Origin of the sequence: Flavobacterium mekongense (genome assembly GCF_047038255.1) — a bacterium.
Classification (GTDB): Bacteria; Bacteroidota; Bacteroidia; order Flavobacteriales; family Flavobacteriaceae; genus Flavobacterium; species Flavobacterium mekongense.
The window spans coordinates 780,308-794,345 of sequence record NZ_CP174374.1 but is presented as its reverse complement, the minus strand read 5'-3'; the positions used below and the strand labels follow the sequence as shown (position 1 = coordinate 794,345).

The window sequence follows — 14,038 nt, the reverse complement described above, 5'->3', positions numbered from 1 at the left end:
AAATCAAAGAAAAACTGCGGCAAAGACGACTGTGGTTGTCATTAACCCAAAGCCACATCCAAAGTCATCATCACGATAAAACCACCTATTAAGCCCAAAGTGGCGATGTCGGTATTTTTGTCTTGTTGGGTTTCCGGGATTACTTCTTCAACTACCACAAATATCATTGCTCCGGCAGCAAAAGCCAGGGCATACGGCAATAAAGGCGTGAAAAAAGTTACGGCCACAGCACCCAAAACACCGGCTATCGGTTCTACTATAGCTGAGGATTGACCGTACATAAAACTTTTCCATCGGCTCATGCCCATACGGCGTAACGGCATGGAAACTGCAATCCCTTCGGGAAAGTTTTGTATTCCGATACCTATGGCTAAAGTTACGGCACCGGCTATAGAAGCTTCCGGAATGCCCGCGGCTACTCCGCCAAAAAGTACACCAACCGCTAAACCTTCGGGTATATTGTGTAACGTGATAGCCAATACCAAAAGAGTCGTTCTTTGCCAAGGCGATTTCATCCCTTCGGTTTCTTTAAAGTTGATGTGCAAATGCGGCAAAATTTTGTCTAAGCCGAAAATAAACATAGCGCCTAACAAAAACCCAACGGCTGCAGGAATCACTTTTACAAATCCTTCGCCTTCGCTCATTTCAATAGCCGGCGAGAGCAAACTCCAGAAACTGGCCGCAATCATCACACCACCGGTAAAACCGAGCATACCATCGAGTACAATTCGGTTCATATTCTTAAAAAAGAAAACAAAAGAAGCACCCAAAGCGGTCAAAAACCAAGTAAACATGGTCGCGTAAAAAGCCGCTAAAATCGGGTCAATACTGCTAAAATAATCGATTATGGATTGGTACATAGTTATTGAACGTATAAGTTATTGGCAATTTTATTGGAGATGATTTTTTCTTGTGCGTTGATTTCAACGGTCAGTGTATCGTCGAAACTTTCTTTTTCAATGACTTTGAAAACAGAACCCAAAGCAATTTTTTGTTTGTCGAGATACTTTAAAAATTCGGAAGACGAATCTTTCACGCCAACACATTGGTATTCTTGATTCAATTCGGCTTCAGACAATAACAGTTTGGACGTTTTCTTGATTTCGCCTTGTCGGTTCGGAATCGGATCGCCGTGTGGATCAAAATCGGGATGTCCTAAAAAAGCATCCAATTTGTCGATTAATGCTATCGACTGGATATGCTCTAACTCTTCCGCAATCTCATGCACTTCATCCCAAGAAAACTGGAGCTTGTCCACCAAAAAAACTTCCCACAAACGGTGCTTTCTGACAATCATTTTAGCCGATAAAAAGCCTTTTTCCGTCAAAGTTACCCCTTGGTATTTTTGATAGGAAACCAAATCTTTATCCGAAAGTTTTTTAAGCATATCTGTCACTGATGACGCTTTGGTTTCCAACATACCGGCAATAGCATTGGTATTCACGCCTTTGGGTGAAACTTGTGACAAATGATAAATGACTTTCAAATAATTTTCTTCCGAGGTCGTCATGACAATGGTAATTTTAACACAAAGAAAAGCATTTTATTTTTATGTGTCAAAAGATATTTTTAGTTTTGTCTAAATTTAAATTTTGCCAAATGAAAAAGTTGCTGTTGGTTTATGTTTTTATGAATTTCTCTGTTTTGCCTGCTCAAGTAAAAGACACTATTCCGTCTGGGGAAAAATCAGAAGCATTGGAAGAAGTGGTAATCTCGGGCACTTTAAAACCGGTTTCGCGTTTGGAAACACCGGTTCCGGTAGAAATTTATACTACTGCATTCTTAAAGAAAAACCCAACCTCCAACGTATTTGAAGCTTTACAAAACGTGAATGGCGTTCGCCCGCAACTCAACTGCAACATTTGCAATACCGGCGACATTCACATCAACGGTTTGGAAGGTCCGTATACGATGGTAACTATTGACGGCATGCCCATTGTTAGCGCACTTGCTACGGTTTACGGATTGTCGGGGATTCCGAATTCGTTAATTGACCGTATAGAAATAATCAAAGGACCGGCTTCCAGTTTGTACGGTAGCGAAGCCGTGGGCGGATTAATCAACATCATCACCAAAAAAACCAAAAATGCGCCTCTGTTTACCGCAGATGTCTTTTCGACTTCTTGGCTGGAAAACAATGTCGATTTGGGGTTCAAAACCAATATGGGTCAAACCGCCGAATCCTTAATCGGACTCAACTATTACAATTACAATAGCCCGATTGACAACAATCGTGATAATTTCACCGATGTTACCCTACAAGAGAGAGTTTCTGTATTCAACAAATGGAATTTCAATCGAAAAAGTGAAAAGGAGTTTACCCTGGCCGGACGATTTTTTTACGAAGACCGCTGGGGCGGCGAAATGCAATGGAATAAAAGCTATCGAGGAGGCAATGAAGTTTACGGAGAAAGCATCTACACGACTCGCTTCGAGTTTCTGGGCAAATACCAACTGCCGGTTAAAGAAGCGATGTTCCTTTCTTTTTCGGCTACGGCACACGACCAGAATTCGGTTTACGGTACGACCTTGTATTTGGCCCAACAAAAAATTGGTTTCGGGCAATATACCTGGGATAAAAAACTCAAGAGTCACAATTTACTGTTTGGTGCTGCTTTTCGCCATCAATATTACAACGACAATACCTCCGCTACAATTAACGCCGACAAGTCGAATATCTACAGTGTATTTCTGCAAGACGAAATTAAGTTGGCAGAAAAACACCATTTGCTACTTGGTTCAAGATACGATTACAACAACAATCACGGCAGTATTTTTACACCACGCATCGCCTACAAATGGAATCCAACTCCCAATGATGTGTTCCGAATTAATGCCGGTACAGGCTTCCGAATTGTAAATCTTTTCACCGAAGAACATGCAGCACTCACCGGAGCCCGAGAAGTAATTATCACCGAAAATCTGGCACCTGAGAAATCGTATAATGTCAATCTGAATTACCTCAAAAAAATCCGCTTCGAAGACGCTTCATTCTTGGGCTTTGAATTGTCGACTTGGTATACTTATTTTACCAACCAAATCATTCCGGATTACGACACCAATCCTAACCAAATTATCTATCGAAACCTCAATGGCTACTCCGAAACAATTGGTGTTAGCGGCAATATCGATTGGGTTTCTCCTTATGGTATCAAATCCATCATAGGTTTTACCGTAATGGATCCGAAAAACGTACAGAACGGCGTGGCTTCCCGTCCAATCCTTACCGAAAAATACAGCATCAACTGGACGATTTCTTATGATATTCCCGACTGGTATTTATCAATTGATTACACCGGAAACCTTTACGGACCAATGCGCTTACCACTTTTAGGACCGCTCGATCCGAGAGCCGAATATTCCCAACCCTGGAGTTTGCAAAACATCCAATTTACTTATAAAAAATTCCGTAATTTTGAGCTTTACGGGGGAATCAAAAACATTTTAAACTGGACACCCAACAAAGGAAATCCGTTTTTAATTGCCCGTGCAGAAGATCCTTTTGATCAAAATGTAGATTATGATGCTAATGGCAATGTAATGGCCACACCGTCAAATCCATATGCATTGACTTTTGATCCCACGTATGTTTATGCACCCAATCAAGGAATTCGAGGGTTTCTCGGATTGCGATATACAGTCTATTAATTAACATTTAATAAACAACTTTAAAGTTGGTCTACACTTATTTTTGTAGAATGATATTGCAATCGGGTCCTTTTAAAATCAACCAAATCCTGTGCTTCTTGTTAGCAGCATACCTGCTTAACATTAGTGTTGACGCTCCGGATGTACTATCAAACAAAACGGAAGATTTAACCTTTAACGACCAAGAAAGTGTAATTGAAATTGTGGTTGAAAAAATCCTTGATTTCGAAAACGGTATACAAGAGTTGGATGATAACGACACCGAACAACACTCACCAATCAAAAAAAACTTTCAAATAGATTACTACATTTTGCAATCAACCATTGCAGCCTGTTTATTGCAACATCACTCATTTTCAAATCCGGTGTTTTTGTGGAAATCACAAAAAATTAAATCATCATTTTCAGAAAACACTTATCCGCCACCGGAAGTTTAAATTACAATAACTATTTCTTGCTTTTAAAATCCAATTAAAAGCCAATCATTATTGTTAAATTTAAACTTATATTCATGAAACATTTTTTATGGGCTGTTCTGTTAATGGCCTGCTCCAATTTGTATGCTCAAAATAATTTACTCGACAGTTTGTATATCCATGAAGTGGAGGCAATAAAAGAACCCGCAAAAGTGCTGCACGCTGAACCGCTTTACATCGATTTAATCAGAGATTTAGGTGCCCGAAAAGGGGAAAAAGAATGGAACATCGGGTTTGGCATCACCGACAACAAAAGTTACGATATTTACAACGCTTTAGTAGAATATGAATGGGCGCCAATAGACCGATTGGGCTTTGAAATAGAACTCCCGTTCTCGTTTTATTATCCAACCGAACAAAATACTTTAGCACCTCAAAGCAAACTGAACAGCCTAAAACTGGCAACGCAATACACTTTCTTAGTGGCCGAAAAAGCCAAAACTTCTCTCGCCATTGGCTACATCCACGAGTTTGAAATGAATGAATTCAACCACTATAAAAAAGAAACTGTGTTTACCGGAAATATTTTCAATCCGTTTTTTGTTGCCGCTAAACGATGGGGGCAAAATTTCCATACTTTATTGTACAGCGGACCATTATTGGAACAACATTTCAAAAGCCAAAACATACATTCGCTCTGGCAAATTAACTCCAATTTTCATTATATGATTGACGGTACGCGAAATTTTATCGGAGTAGAATTCAACAAACAGCTACAGCAAAGCGATTTCGATATGACCATCAGACCGCAAATGCGTGTTGGTATAGCCGACAATCTGCTTATTGGTATCGTTACCGGTATTCCTATCAAAAGAGAAAACGAGAGATTCAGCACTTTCTTTCGATTAATTTACGAACCAAAGCACAAATAATTCAAGTATATTTGTTACCACTAATTGACTATGAAACACTACCATTACATCTTTACCGGCGCCGGATTATCCGCACTAATGACCGTTTATGAAATGGTACTGTCCGGAAAATTCAAAGACAAAACCATTTTACTAATCGACGAAAATTCGAAAAAAACCAACGACCGCACTTGGTGTTTTTGGGATGATAAAACATGGTTTGACGATTTAGCCTTTGCCAAATGGCAAGCCGCATGGTTCAAAAACGAATCGTTTGAAAGATGCCTAAATCTCCAACCGTACCAATACAAAATGGTGAACGGCTTGGATTTTTACAAGCGTGTTTTCGACTTAATTTCCAAAGAAGAAAACATCACCTTCCTTAACCAAAAAGTGCTCGATTTTCAAGAATTAGGAAACCATTGTGTGGTTAAAACCGAAGCTGAAAGCTTTACTTGCAACCAAATTTTTAATTCGATTTTTAGTCCGAATTTAGTTGATAGTCAATCGAAATACCCGTTTCTGCACCAACATTTCATCGGTTGGTTTATCAAAAGTAAAGAACCTGTTTTTAACCCTGATTGTGCGACTTTCATGGATTTTTCGGTGGAACAGAGAGGCAATACACGATTCATGTATGTGTTGCCTACTTCTGAAACCGAAGCTTTGTTGGAGTATACTTTATTTTCCAAGAATTTGTTGCCAAAGGAAGAATACGAATCGGAAATTCAAATGTATATCAAAAAGTTAGGCATTACAGCCTACGAAATCGTTGAAAAAGAACAAGGCAATATTCCTATGACTTGTTATCCGTTTTGGAAAAACAATTCTAAAAACATCCTGAACATAGGTGCTGCCGGCGGTTGGACCAAAGCCAGCACGGGTTATACGTTTAAAAGTACTATCAAAAAATCGAAAGCTTTAACGGACTTTTTGTTGAAAGAAAACGACTTAACAAAGTTCCACAAAATCGATAAGTTCTGGTTTTACGATTTGCTGCTATTGGATATTTTAGACCAAAAAAACCACTTGGGTTCGACCATTTTTTCGGCTATGTTTCAAAAGGGAAATCCGGCGGTTATCTTTAAGTTTTTGGACGAAGAAACTTCCTTTGCCGAAGATTTACAAGTCATATGGCGTTGCCCGAAAAGGCTGTTTATAAAAGCTTTATTTAAAAGATTTTTTTAGCCTATACTACTATGGTTAATCTTTATCATTTCTTTAAAACTTCGGTTTAGAATTCTCATTATCTTTGCAACAGATTTTATATCTCATATTTAATATCAAATATTTAAAATAAAAATTATGTATCCAGAAGAAATGGTATTACCGATGCGTGCTGAATTAACAGAAGCCGGTTTTCAAGAATTATATACTGCTGCAGATGTGAAAAACGCTATCAAAGCAGATGGAACAACCTTAGTAGTCATCAACTCGGTTTGCGGTTGTGCGGCGAGAAATGCGCGTCCTGGAGCTAAAATGAGTTTAGACGGTGCCAAAAAACCGGACCATTTAATCACCGTTTTTGCCGGTGTTGACAAAGAAGCGGTAGATGCTGCCAGAGAGGAAATGTTCCCGTTCCCGCCATCGTCACCAAGTATGGCGTTATTCAAAAACGGCGAATTAGTCCACATGCTCGAGCGTCACCACATTGAAGGTCGTCCGGCAGAAATGATAGCCGAAAACCTTAAAGATGCTTACGCAGAATTTTGCTAAAAAACACAAGCCTTTCTAAAAAGAAAGGCTTTTTATTTTTTCAGACGCAACCTTTTCCGTTTCCAAGCGTCTAACTTTCAGATGCTATGAAAAAGGGAGAAATTGCTATGAAAAGAAGCCCAAACTATTGCAAAATGGTTTGGGTTTTTTTATTGATGGAATTTGTTAACTTTGCCTGCGAATTCTTCCATTTAGAGTTCTTACCTATTCTCACTTAAACGTTTATAGCATGCAACTGTATAACACCTTAAGCGCAGAAGAAAGAGCCGAGCTGATTGACCAAGCCGGTCAACAACGCCTTACGTTGTCTTTCTATACCTACGCTAAAATTGAAGATCCTAAAAAATTTAGAGACGAATTGTTTATTGCCTGGAACGCACTTGATGCTTTGGGCCGAATTTACGTGGCCCATGAAGGTATCAATGCCCAAATGAGTGTGCCGGCCGAAAACTTTGAAGCCTTTCGCGACACCTTGGAAGTGTATGATTTTATGCAAGGCATCCGCCTGAATGTGGCCGTAGAACACGACGATCATTCGTTTTTAAAACTCACGATAAAAGTCCGCCACAAAATTGTAGCCGATGGCTTAAACGACGAAACCTTTGACGTAACCAACAAAGGCGTTCACTTGGGCGCGGCGGAATTCAACCAAATTTTAGACGACCCGAATACCATTGTAGTCGATTTCAGAAACCACTACGAAAGCGAAGTTGGTCATTTTAAAAATGCGATTACACCCGATGTGGAAACCTTCCGCGAGAGTTTGCCAATCATCAACGAGCAATTGAAAGATTTCAAAGAAGACAAAAACTTGGTCATGTATTGCACCGGAGGCATTCGTTGTGAAAAAGCTTCGGCCTATTTCAAGCACCAAGGTTTTAAAAATGTGTTCCAATTGGAAGGTGGTATCATCAACTACGCGCGCCAAATTAAAGAGCAAAACCTCGAGAGCAAATTCATCGGTAAAAACTTTGTTTTCGATAACAGATTAGGCGAAAGAATCACTGATGATATCGTTTCCCAATGTCACCAATGTGGCAAACCCTGCGACAATCACACCAATTGCGCTAACGACGGTTGTCATTTGTTATTTATCCAATGCGACGATTGTAAAGCGTTGATGGAAAATTGTTGTTCTAATGAATGCTTGGAAACCACCCATTTACCATTAGCCGAACAAGTAAAATTGCGTCGCGGCAAGCAAGTCGGCAACAAAATCTTCCGCAAAGGCCGTTCTGAAAATTTGCGTTTCAAACACTCCGGCGATTTACCAAATATTCCTTTGGCGAAAGCGCAAGAAACGAAAGATATTCGCCAGAAAATCAAAGTCAAAAAAGTATTGGTGGCCAAAGCCGAACATTACTACACTAAAGCAGGAGTAGGTTTGTTTTTGATGGAAAACCAGGAATTAAACCTTGGCGACACCATCCTAATCAGTGGACCGACGACCGGAAACCAAGAATTGGTATTGGAAAAGATGATGGTAAACGGCCAAGAAAAAACTAACGCGAAAGCTGGTGATAAAGTCACTTTCCAAGTCCCGTTTCGCATCCGGTTATCTGATAAATTATTCAAAATTTTAAGCTAATGACGACTTCAGGACGTATTGAATTAATGGCTCCGGCCGGCAACTTCGAATCACTGCAAGCGGCATTAGACAATGGTTGTGATTCGATTTATTTTGGTGTTGAACAATTGAACATGCGGGCACGTGCCACGGTAAATTTCGTTTTAGACGATTTACCGGAAATTGCGCGTCGTTGCAACGAAAAAAACGTCAGAACTTATCTGACCTTAAATACGATTATTTACGATCACGATTTATCCATCGTAAAAACCCTTTTGACTAAAGCCAAAGAAGCCGGAATTACAGCGGTTATCGCATCCGACCAAGCGGTAATTATGACTGCCAGAACGATGGGTATAGAAGTGCATATTTCAACCCAATTAAATGTAACCAATATAGAAACGGTGAAGTTTTACGCCATGTTTGCCGATACCATCGTATTGTCGCGCGAGCTGAGTTTGCGTCAGGTGAAGAAAATCACCGAAGCCATCGAAAAAGAACAAATCAAAGGCCCAAGCGGAAACTTGGTGGAAATAGAAATTTTCGGTCACGGTGCTTTGTGCATGGCCGTTTCGGGCAAATGTTACCTGAGTTTGCATTCGCATAATTCTTCCGCCAATCGCGGCGCTTGCAAACAAAACTGTCGCAAAAAATATACGGTAATAGACCAAGAAAGTGGTTTCGAAATTGAAATCGACAACGAATACATGATGTCGCCTAAAGATTTATGTACCATTGATTTCTTGGATCAAGTCATCGATTCCGGCATCAAAGTATTGAAAATTGAAGGTCGAGGTCGCGCCGCCGATTATGTCGCCACCGTCATCAAAACCTACCGCGAAGCCATTGATGCTTACTACGATGGGACATTTACCAAAGAAAAAGTAGCTGTTTGGATGGAAACCCTTGCGACTGTTTACAATCGCGGCTTTTGGAGCGGCTATTATTTGGGCCAGAAATTAGGCGAATGGAGTGACAATCCGGGTTCAAGTGCTACGCAGAAAAAAGTATACATTGGCAAAGGCATGCATTACTTCCCGAAATCGAATGTGGCCGAATTCAAAATTGAAGCTTACGATATCAAAAAAGGCGATAAAATTTTAATTACCGGACCAAGTACCGGTGCACAAGAAATGATAGTGGAAGACATGATGGTAAATGATTTAGCTTTAGAAAAGGCCACCAAAGGCGACAGTTGTACTTTAAAGGTACCGTTCCGTATTCGTTTATCCGACAAAATGTATAAAATTGTAGAAAACTAATGGTAATTGTTACCCTGCAAAGAGACAAATGTATAGGCTGCAACTACTGTGTGGAAATGGCGCCGGGACAATTTCAAATGTCGAAAAAAGACGGTAAATCGGTATTGCTTAAATCGGTCAACGCCAAAGGATTTCACACTTTAAAATCGGCCGACCATACTATCGTTGAAAACTGTGAATTGGCACAAAAAGCTTGTCCTGTGCATATTATCACGGTAAAGGAAACCTAAAAATTAGGGTTCTGTTTTTTACTGAAAAAACAATATCTTTACACTTTTAACGTTTATGATTAGTAGTCTCGTTATGCTAACGAGACGACCAACATACCTATATACAAATTATGGCTTGTACAAGTTGTTCAACATCTGATGGCGGTGCGCCAAAAGGATGCAAAAATAATGGGACTTGCGGCACCGATAGCTGCAACAAATTAACGGTTTTCGATTGGTTAGCGAACATGAGTTTGCCCAACGGCGAAGCGCCTTTCGATTGTGTGGAAGTGCGCTTTAAAAACGGTAGAAAAGAATTTTTTCGCAACACCGAAAAACTCACGCTTAGTATTGGCGATATCGTGGCTACGGAAGCTTCGCCCGGGCACGATGTTGGGATTGTCACTTTAACCGGAGAATTGGTTAAAATCCAAATGAAGAAAAAAGGGGTGAATCACACCAGCCCTGAAATCCCGAAAGTGTACCGAAAAGCATCTCAAAAAGACATCGACATTTGGAGTGATTCGCGAGACAAAGAAGAACCGATGAAAGTCAAAGCCCGAGAATTGGCTATTGCACACAAATTGGAAATGAAAATTTCTGATATAGAATTCCAAGGGGATGGTTCTAAAGTAACCTTCTATTACACGGCCAATGATCGTGTGGATTTCAGAATGTTAATTAAAGATTACGCCCGAGAATTCAATACCCGAATTGAAATGAAACAAGTTGGTTTCCGTCAGGAAGCATCTCGTTTGGGCGGAATTGGTTCTTGCGGAAGGGAATTGTGTTGTTCTACTTGGCTAACCGATTTCAGAAGCGTGAATACTTCTGCAGCGCGCTACCAACAACTATCTTTAAATCCGCAAAAATTAGCCGGTCAATGCGGCAAATTGAAATGCTGTTTGAACTATGAGTTAGATACTTATATGGACGCCTTAAAAGATTTTCCGGATTTTGAAACCAAACTCAAAACCGAAAAAGGCGATGCTGCTTGTCAGAAACAGGACATTTTTAAAGGCTTGATGTGGTTTGCTTACTATGACAATGTTGCCAATTGGCATGTTTTGAATGTAGAACAAGTCAAAGAAATTATCGCTCAAAACAAACAAGGAAAAAAGGTAAGTTCTTTAGAAGATTTTGCTGTTGAAGTGGTAGCCGAACCGGAAAAAGATTTCAATAATGCCATGGGTCAAGAAAGTTTAACCCGCTTTGACCAGCCTCGAAAAAGCAAGAACAAAAACAAAAACCGTAACCGAAATAAAGCCAAAACTTCGGATGTTACAGCAAATACTGCCACAAACGAAAGACCAAAACAAAAGCAAAAACCGCAAGGCAAAAAACCAAATATAATCCAGAAAAAGAATGAAGATAAAAAGTAGTATTCTCTTTATTTTAATCTTTTTTTCGCTCCTCTCTTGCGACAAAAAAAGGATTTTCGACGAATACCAATCCGTAGGGAAATCATGGCATAAAGACAGTATAGTGTCTTTTGATTTGCCGCAATTGGATCCCAAAAAAACATACAATTTGTATGTAAACGTTCGAGATAACGATGATTATCCTTTCAACAATTTGTTTTTGATTGTGTCATTGGAACAGCCTAACAAGCAAATAAAAGTAGATACTTTAGAATACCAAATGACCAATCCCGATGGCACACTTCTTGGAGATGGCTTTACCGACATCAAAGAAAACAAGTTGTTCTACAAAGACAATGTAAGTTTTACCCAAAAAGGTTTATATAAAATTCACATCAAACACGCTTTAAGACAAACCGGTAAAATTGAAGGCGTTACTTCATTAAACGGTATCTCAGATGTTGGTTTCAGAATAGAATCTACAGACTAAAAAATATGGCACAAACAAATAAAACCACTACAGTTAAAGACATTAAATACTACCAAAAGAAATTTTGGCGTTTGTTCTTCTATGGTTTAGGAACCCTAATATTGTTTTTCTGCTTGGCTTCTTGGGGATTTTTCGGCGCCATGCCGTCTTTTGAAGATTTGGAAAATCCAGAATCCAATTTGGCTACCGAAATCATTTCCTCCGATGGCGTAACCATTGGTAAGTTTTATAACGAAAACCGTACGCCAATCAAGTATGAAGACTTACCGCCGCATTTGGTAAAAGCCTTAGTGGCTACCGAAGATGAGCGTTTTTATGAGCACTCAGGGATTGATGCAAAAAGAACTTTCGGTGCCGCATTGCAATTAGGAAGAAGCGGTGGGGCAAGTACATTAACGCAACAGTTGGCCAAATTGCTTTTCCACGGTGAAGGATCAAAATTCTTCCTCTTCCGTGTGATTCAAAAAGCCAAAGAATGGATTATCGCTGTAAAGCTGGAACGCCAATACACCAAAAACGAAATCATCGCCATGTATTTAAACAAAGCCGATTTTGTGAATACTGCCGTGGGTATTCGTTCTGCTTCCAAAGTATATTTTGGTAAAGAACCACGCGACCTAACCATAGACGAAGCTGCTATGTTTGTGGGCATGCTGAAAAACCCTTCGCTTTACAATCCACTACGTCGTTTGGAAAAAGTGAAAAACCGAAGAAATACGGTATTAGACCAAATGGTTCGCAATAAAGTATTGACCAAAGTTTCCAGAGATACCTTAGCCATCAAACCTATCGTACTCAATTTCCACCCTGAAAGTCACAAAGAAGGAACGGCGACTTATTTCCGTGAGTACCTTCGAGAATACATGAAAAACTGGGCCAAAGAAAACAAAAAACCGGACGGCAGCGATTGGGATATTTACTCCGATGGATTAAAAATTTACACTACCATCGATTCCAAAATTCAGGAACATGCCGAAGAAGCGGTTCAAGCGCACATGAAAAACCTGCAACAAGAGTTTTTTGCCCAACAAAAAGAAAACAAAAATGCGCCTTTTGTTAATATCACCGACGAAGAAACCAATCGCATCATGACGCAAGCCATGAAAAATTCAGAACGTTGGCGTGTGATGAAAGACATGGATAAAACCGAAGAGGAAATCATCGCTTCTTTCGACGTGAAAACCAAAATGAAAATCTTCTCTTGGAAAGGAGAAATAGACACTACCATGACTCCGCGCGATTCTATTCGCTACTACAAACACTTCCTGCAAGCCGGATTAATGTCGATGGAACCGCAAACCGGTCACATCAAGGCTTGGGTTGGTGGCATAGATTATAAATATTTCCAATATGACCACGTTGGGCAAGGTGCACGTCAAGTGGGCTCGACTTTCAAACCGTTTGTTTACGCCACAGCCATCGAACAATTAGGCATGTCGCCTTGTGATTCCATCATCGACAGTCCGTTTATGATTCACAAAGGGCGACACAATGTAACCGAAGATTGGGAACCTAAAAACTCCGACCACCAATACCGCGGTATGGTGACTTTAAAACGTGCGTTGGCCTTGTCTATCAATACCGTTTCGGCTAAATTAATTGACAAAACCGGACCGGAATCTGTTGCAGCATTGACCAAAAAATTAGGGGTAAAAGCCGACATTCCAAACCAACCATCCATTGCTTTAGGAGCTGTAGAAATCACTGTGGAAGATATGGTTGCGGCCTATAGTACTTTTGCCAACCAAGGTGTTTACATCAAACCGCAATTCATCAGCAGAATAGAAGATAAAAACGGTGTCGTACTTTACGAACCAGTACCTGATACGCACGATGTATTAAACAAAGACATCGCTTATGCCGTAATCAAATTGCTCGAAGGTGTTACCGAAAGCGGTTCCGGAGTGCGTTTGCGTACCCAAAGCGGCGGAAGCGGTGACAATCGTTGGACCGGTTATCCGTACATGTTTACCAACCCAATTGCGGGTAAAACCGGAACTTCTCAAAACCAATCCGACGGTTGGTTTATAGGTATGGTACCAAATTTAGTGACCGGAGTTTGGGTAGGTTGCGAAGACCGTTCCGCTCGTTTCAAAGGCATTACTTACGGACAAGGCGCCACGGCTGCATTACCGATTTGGGGTTATATGATGAAAAAATGTTACGAAGACAAAGACCTGCAAATCTCTAAAGATCCATTCCAACGACCGGACAACTTATCGATTAAGGTCGATTGTTGGTCACCACCAAAAGCCGAAACCGATTCGACTGCCGTAGACAATCCGGAAGAAGAACAAAGCACAGACGAATTTGAAATGTAATTTTCAGGAGCTGATTCCCGCTGTACACTGTATCTTTTATTGCTTTGTCACGCTAAGCACAATCAAAGAGCTTTAAATGTAAAGCAATAAAAGGATGCCGTTCCCATCGGGGCTATACATACCAAAATCCCATTTAC

General features: G+C 40.3%; 13 protein-coding genes. 11 read left to right on the top strand and 2 right to left on the bottom strand.

Annotated elements, in window-relative coordinates; all coding sequences use genetic code 11:
- Window positions 1–41: 41 nt before the first annotated feature.
- On the bottom strand, window positions 42–860 hold the full coding sequence (locus ACJG85_RS03370; protein ID WP_295335398.1) for a ZIP family metal transporter: 819 nt from the start codon (window positions 858–860) through the stop codon (window positions 42–44).
- Window positions 861–862: 2 nt separating this feature from the next.
- Window positions 863–1,510: a metal-dependent transcriptional regulator gene (locus tag ACJG85_RS03365; protein WP_295335396.1), complete on the bottom strand. Its 648-nt coding sequence runs from the start codon at window positions 1,508–1,510 to the stop codon at window positions 863–865.
- 119 nt (window positions 1,511–1,629) lie between these two features.
- On the opposite strand from ACJG85_RS03365, the gene ACJG85_RS03360 reads away from it, so the two are divergent.
- The 11 genes from ACJG85_RS03360 (at window position 1,630) to ACJG85_RS03310 (ending at window position 13,901) form a co-directional block, all read left to right on the top strand.
- Window positions 1,630–3,648 (top strand): TonB-dependent receptor plug domain-containing protein, encoded by a 2,019-nt coding sequence (locus ACJG85_RS03360; RefSeq protein WP_412477184.1) that lies wholly within the window; start codon window positions 1,630–1,632, stop codon window positions 3,646–3,648.
- A 98-nt stretch (window positions 3,649–3,746) separates the two neighbouring features.
- Window positions 3,747–4,085, top strand: a complete 339-nt coding sequence (locus ACJG85_RS03355; protein ID WP_409675424.1) for a hypothetical protein — start codon at window positions 3,747–3,749, stop codon at window positions 4,083–4,085.
- 68 nt (window positions 4,086–4,153) lie between these two features.
- A complete protein-coding gene (locus tag ACJG85_RS03350) occupies window positions 4,154–4,996 on the top strand; it encodes an HAEPLYID family protein (RefSeq protein ID WP_412465169.1) in 843 nt (280 codons plus the stop codon).
- Between the two features lie 30 nt (window positions 4,997–5,026).
- Window positions 5,027–6,163, top strand: a complete 1,137-nt coding sequence (locus ACJG85_RS03345; RefSeq protein WP_409675421.1) for a lycopene cyclase family protein — start codon at window positions 5,027–5,029, stop codon at window positions 6,161–6,163.
- Between the two features lie 117 nt (window positions 6,164–6,280).
- Window positions 6,281–6,691 (top strand): BrxA/BrxB family bacilliredoxin, encoded by a 411-nt coding sequence (locus ACJG85_RS03340; protein ID WP_409675418.1) that lies wholly within the window; start codon window positions 6,281–6,283, stop codon window positions 6,689–6,691.
- A 229-nt stretch (window positions 6,692–6,920) separates the two neighbouring features.
- A complete protein-coding gene (locus tag ACJG85_RS03335; RefSeq protein WP_412476915.1) occupies window positions 6,921–8,279 on the top strand; it encodes a rhodanese-related sulfurtransferase in 1,359 nt (452 codons plus the stop codon).
- Complete coding sequence (locus ACJG85_RS03330; protein WP_412476914.1) at window positions 8,279–9,520, top strand: peptidase U32 family protein; 1,242 nt, start codon at window positions 8,279–8,281, stop codon at window positions 9,518–9,520. Before ACJG85_RS03335 ends, ACJG85_RS03330 begins: the two co-directional genes overlap by 1 nt.
- Complete coding sequence (locus tag ACJG85_RS03325; protein ID WP_395632663.1) at window positions 9,520–9,750, top strand: ferredoxin; 231 nt, start codon at window positions 9,520–9,522, stop codon at window positions 9,748–9,750. The genes ACJG85_RS03330 and ACJG85_RS03325 overlap by 1 nt, the downstream gene beginning before the upstream one ends.
- Window positions 9,751–9,860: 110 nt before the next feature.
- Window positions 9,861–11,111 (top strand): PSP1 domain-containing protein, encoded by a 1,251-nt coding sequence (locus ACJG85_RS03320; RefSeq protein ID WP_409675408.1) that lies wholly within the window; start codon window positions 9,861–9,863, stop codon window positions 11,109–11,111.
- Window positions 11,095–11,580: a gliding motility lipoprotein GldH gene (locus ACJG85_RS03315; protein ID WP_409675405.1), complete on the top strand. Its 486-nt coding sequence runs from the start codon at window positions 11,095–11,097 to the stop codon at window positions 11,578–11,580. The genes ACJG85_RS03320 and ACJG85_RS03315 overlap by 17 nt, the downstream gene beginning before the upstream one ends.
- A gap of 5 nt (window positions 11,581–11,585) precedes the next feature.
- A complete protein-coding gene (locus ACJG85_RS03310) occupies window positions 11,586–13,901 on the top strand; it encodes a transglycosylase domain-containing protein (protein WP_412464844.1) in 2,316 nt (771 codons plus the stop codon).
- Window positions 13,902–14,038 lie beyond the last annotated feature (137 nt).

What these genes read in the sequence shown, in the direction of transcription:
- ACJG85_RS03320 (WP_409675408.1), top strand. Translation starts at nt 9,861, where the DNA reads ATGGCTTGTACAAGTTGTTCAACATCTGATGGCGGTGCGCCAAAAGGA.
- ACJG85_RS03345 (WP_409675421.1), top strand. Translation starts at nt 5,027, where the DNA reads ATGAAACACTACCATTACATCTTTACCGGCGCCGGATTATCCGCACTA.
- ACJG85_RS03360 (WP_412477184.1), top strand. Translation starts at nt 1,630, where the DNA reads ATGAATTTCTCTGTTTTGCCTGCTCAAGTAAAAGACACTATTCCGTCT.
- ACJG85_RS03325 (WP_395632663.1), top strand. Translation starts at nt 9,520, where the DNA reads ATGGTAATTGTTACCCTGCAAAGAGACAAATGTATAGGCTGCAACTAC.
- ACJG85_RS03335 (WP_412476915.1), top strand. Translation starts at nt 6,921, where the DNA reads ATGCAACTGTATAACACCTTAAGCGCAGAAGAAAGAGCCGAGCTGATT.
- ACJG85_RS03365 (WP_295335396.1), bottom strand. Translation starts at nt 1,510, where the DNA reads ATGACGACCTCGGAAGAAAATTATTTGAAAGTCATTTATCATTTGTCA.
- ACJG85_RS03330 (WP_412476914.1), top strand. Translation starts at nt 8,279, where the DNA reads ATGACGACTTCAGGACGTATTGAATTAATGGCTCCGGCCGGCAACTTC.
- ACJG85_RS03315 (WP_409675405.1), top strand. Translation starts at nt 11,095, where the DNA reads ATGAAGATAAAAAGTAGTATTCTCTTTATTTTAATCTTTTTTTCGCTC.
- ACJG85_RS03340 (WP_409675418.1), top strand. Translation starts at nt 6,281, where the DNA reads ATGTATCCAGAAGAAATGGTATTACCGATGCGTGCTGAATTAACAGAA.
- ACJG85_RS03310 (WP_412464844.1), top strand. Translation starts at nt 11,586, where the DNA reads ATGGCACAAACAAATAAAACCACTACAGTTAAAGACATTAAATACTAC.
- ACJG85_RS03370 (WP_295335398.1), bottom strand. Translation starts at nt 860, where the DNA reads ATGTACCAATCCATAATCGATTATTTTAGCAGTATTGACCCGATTTTA.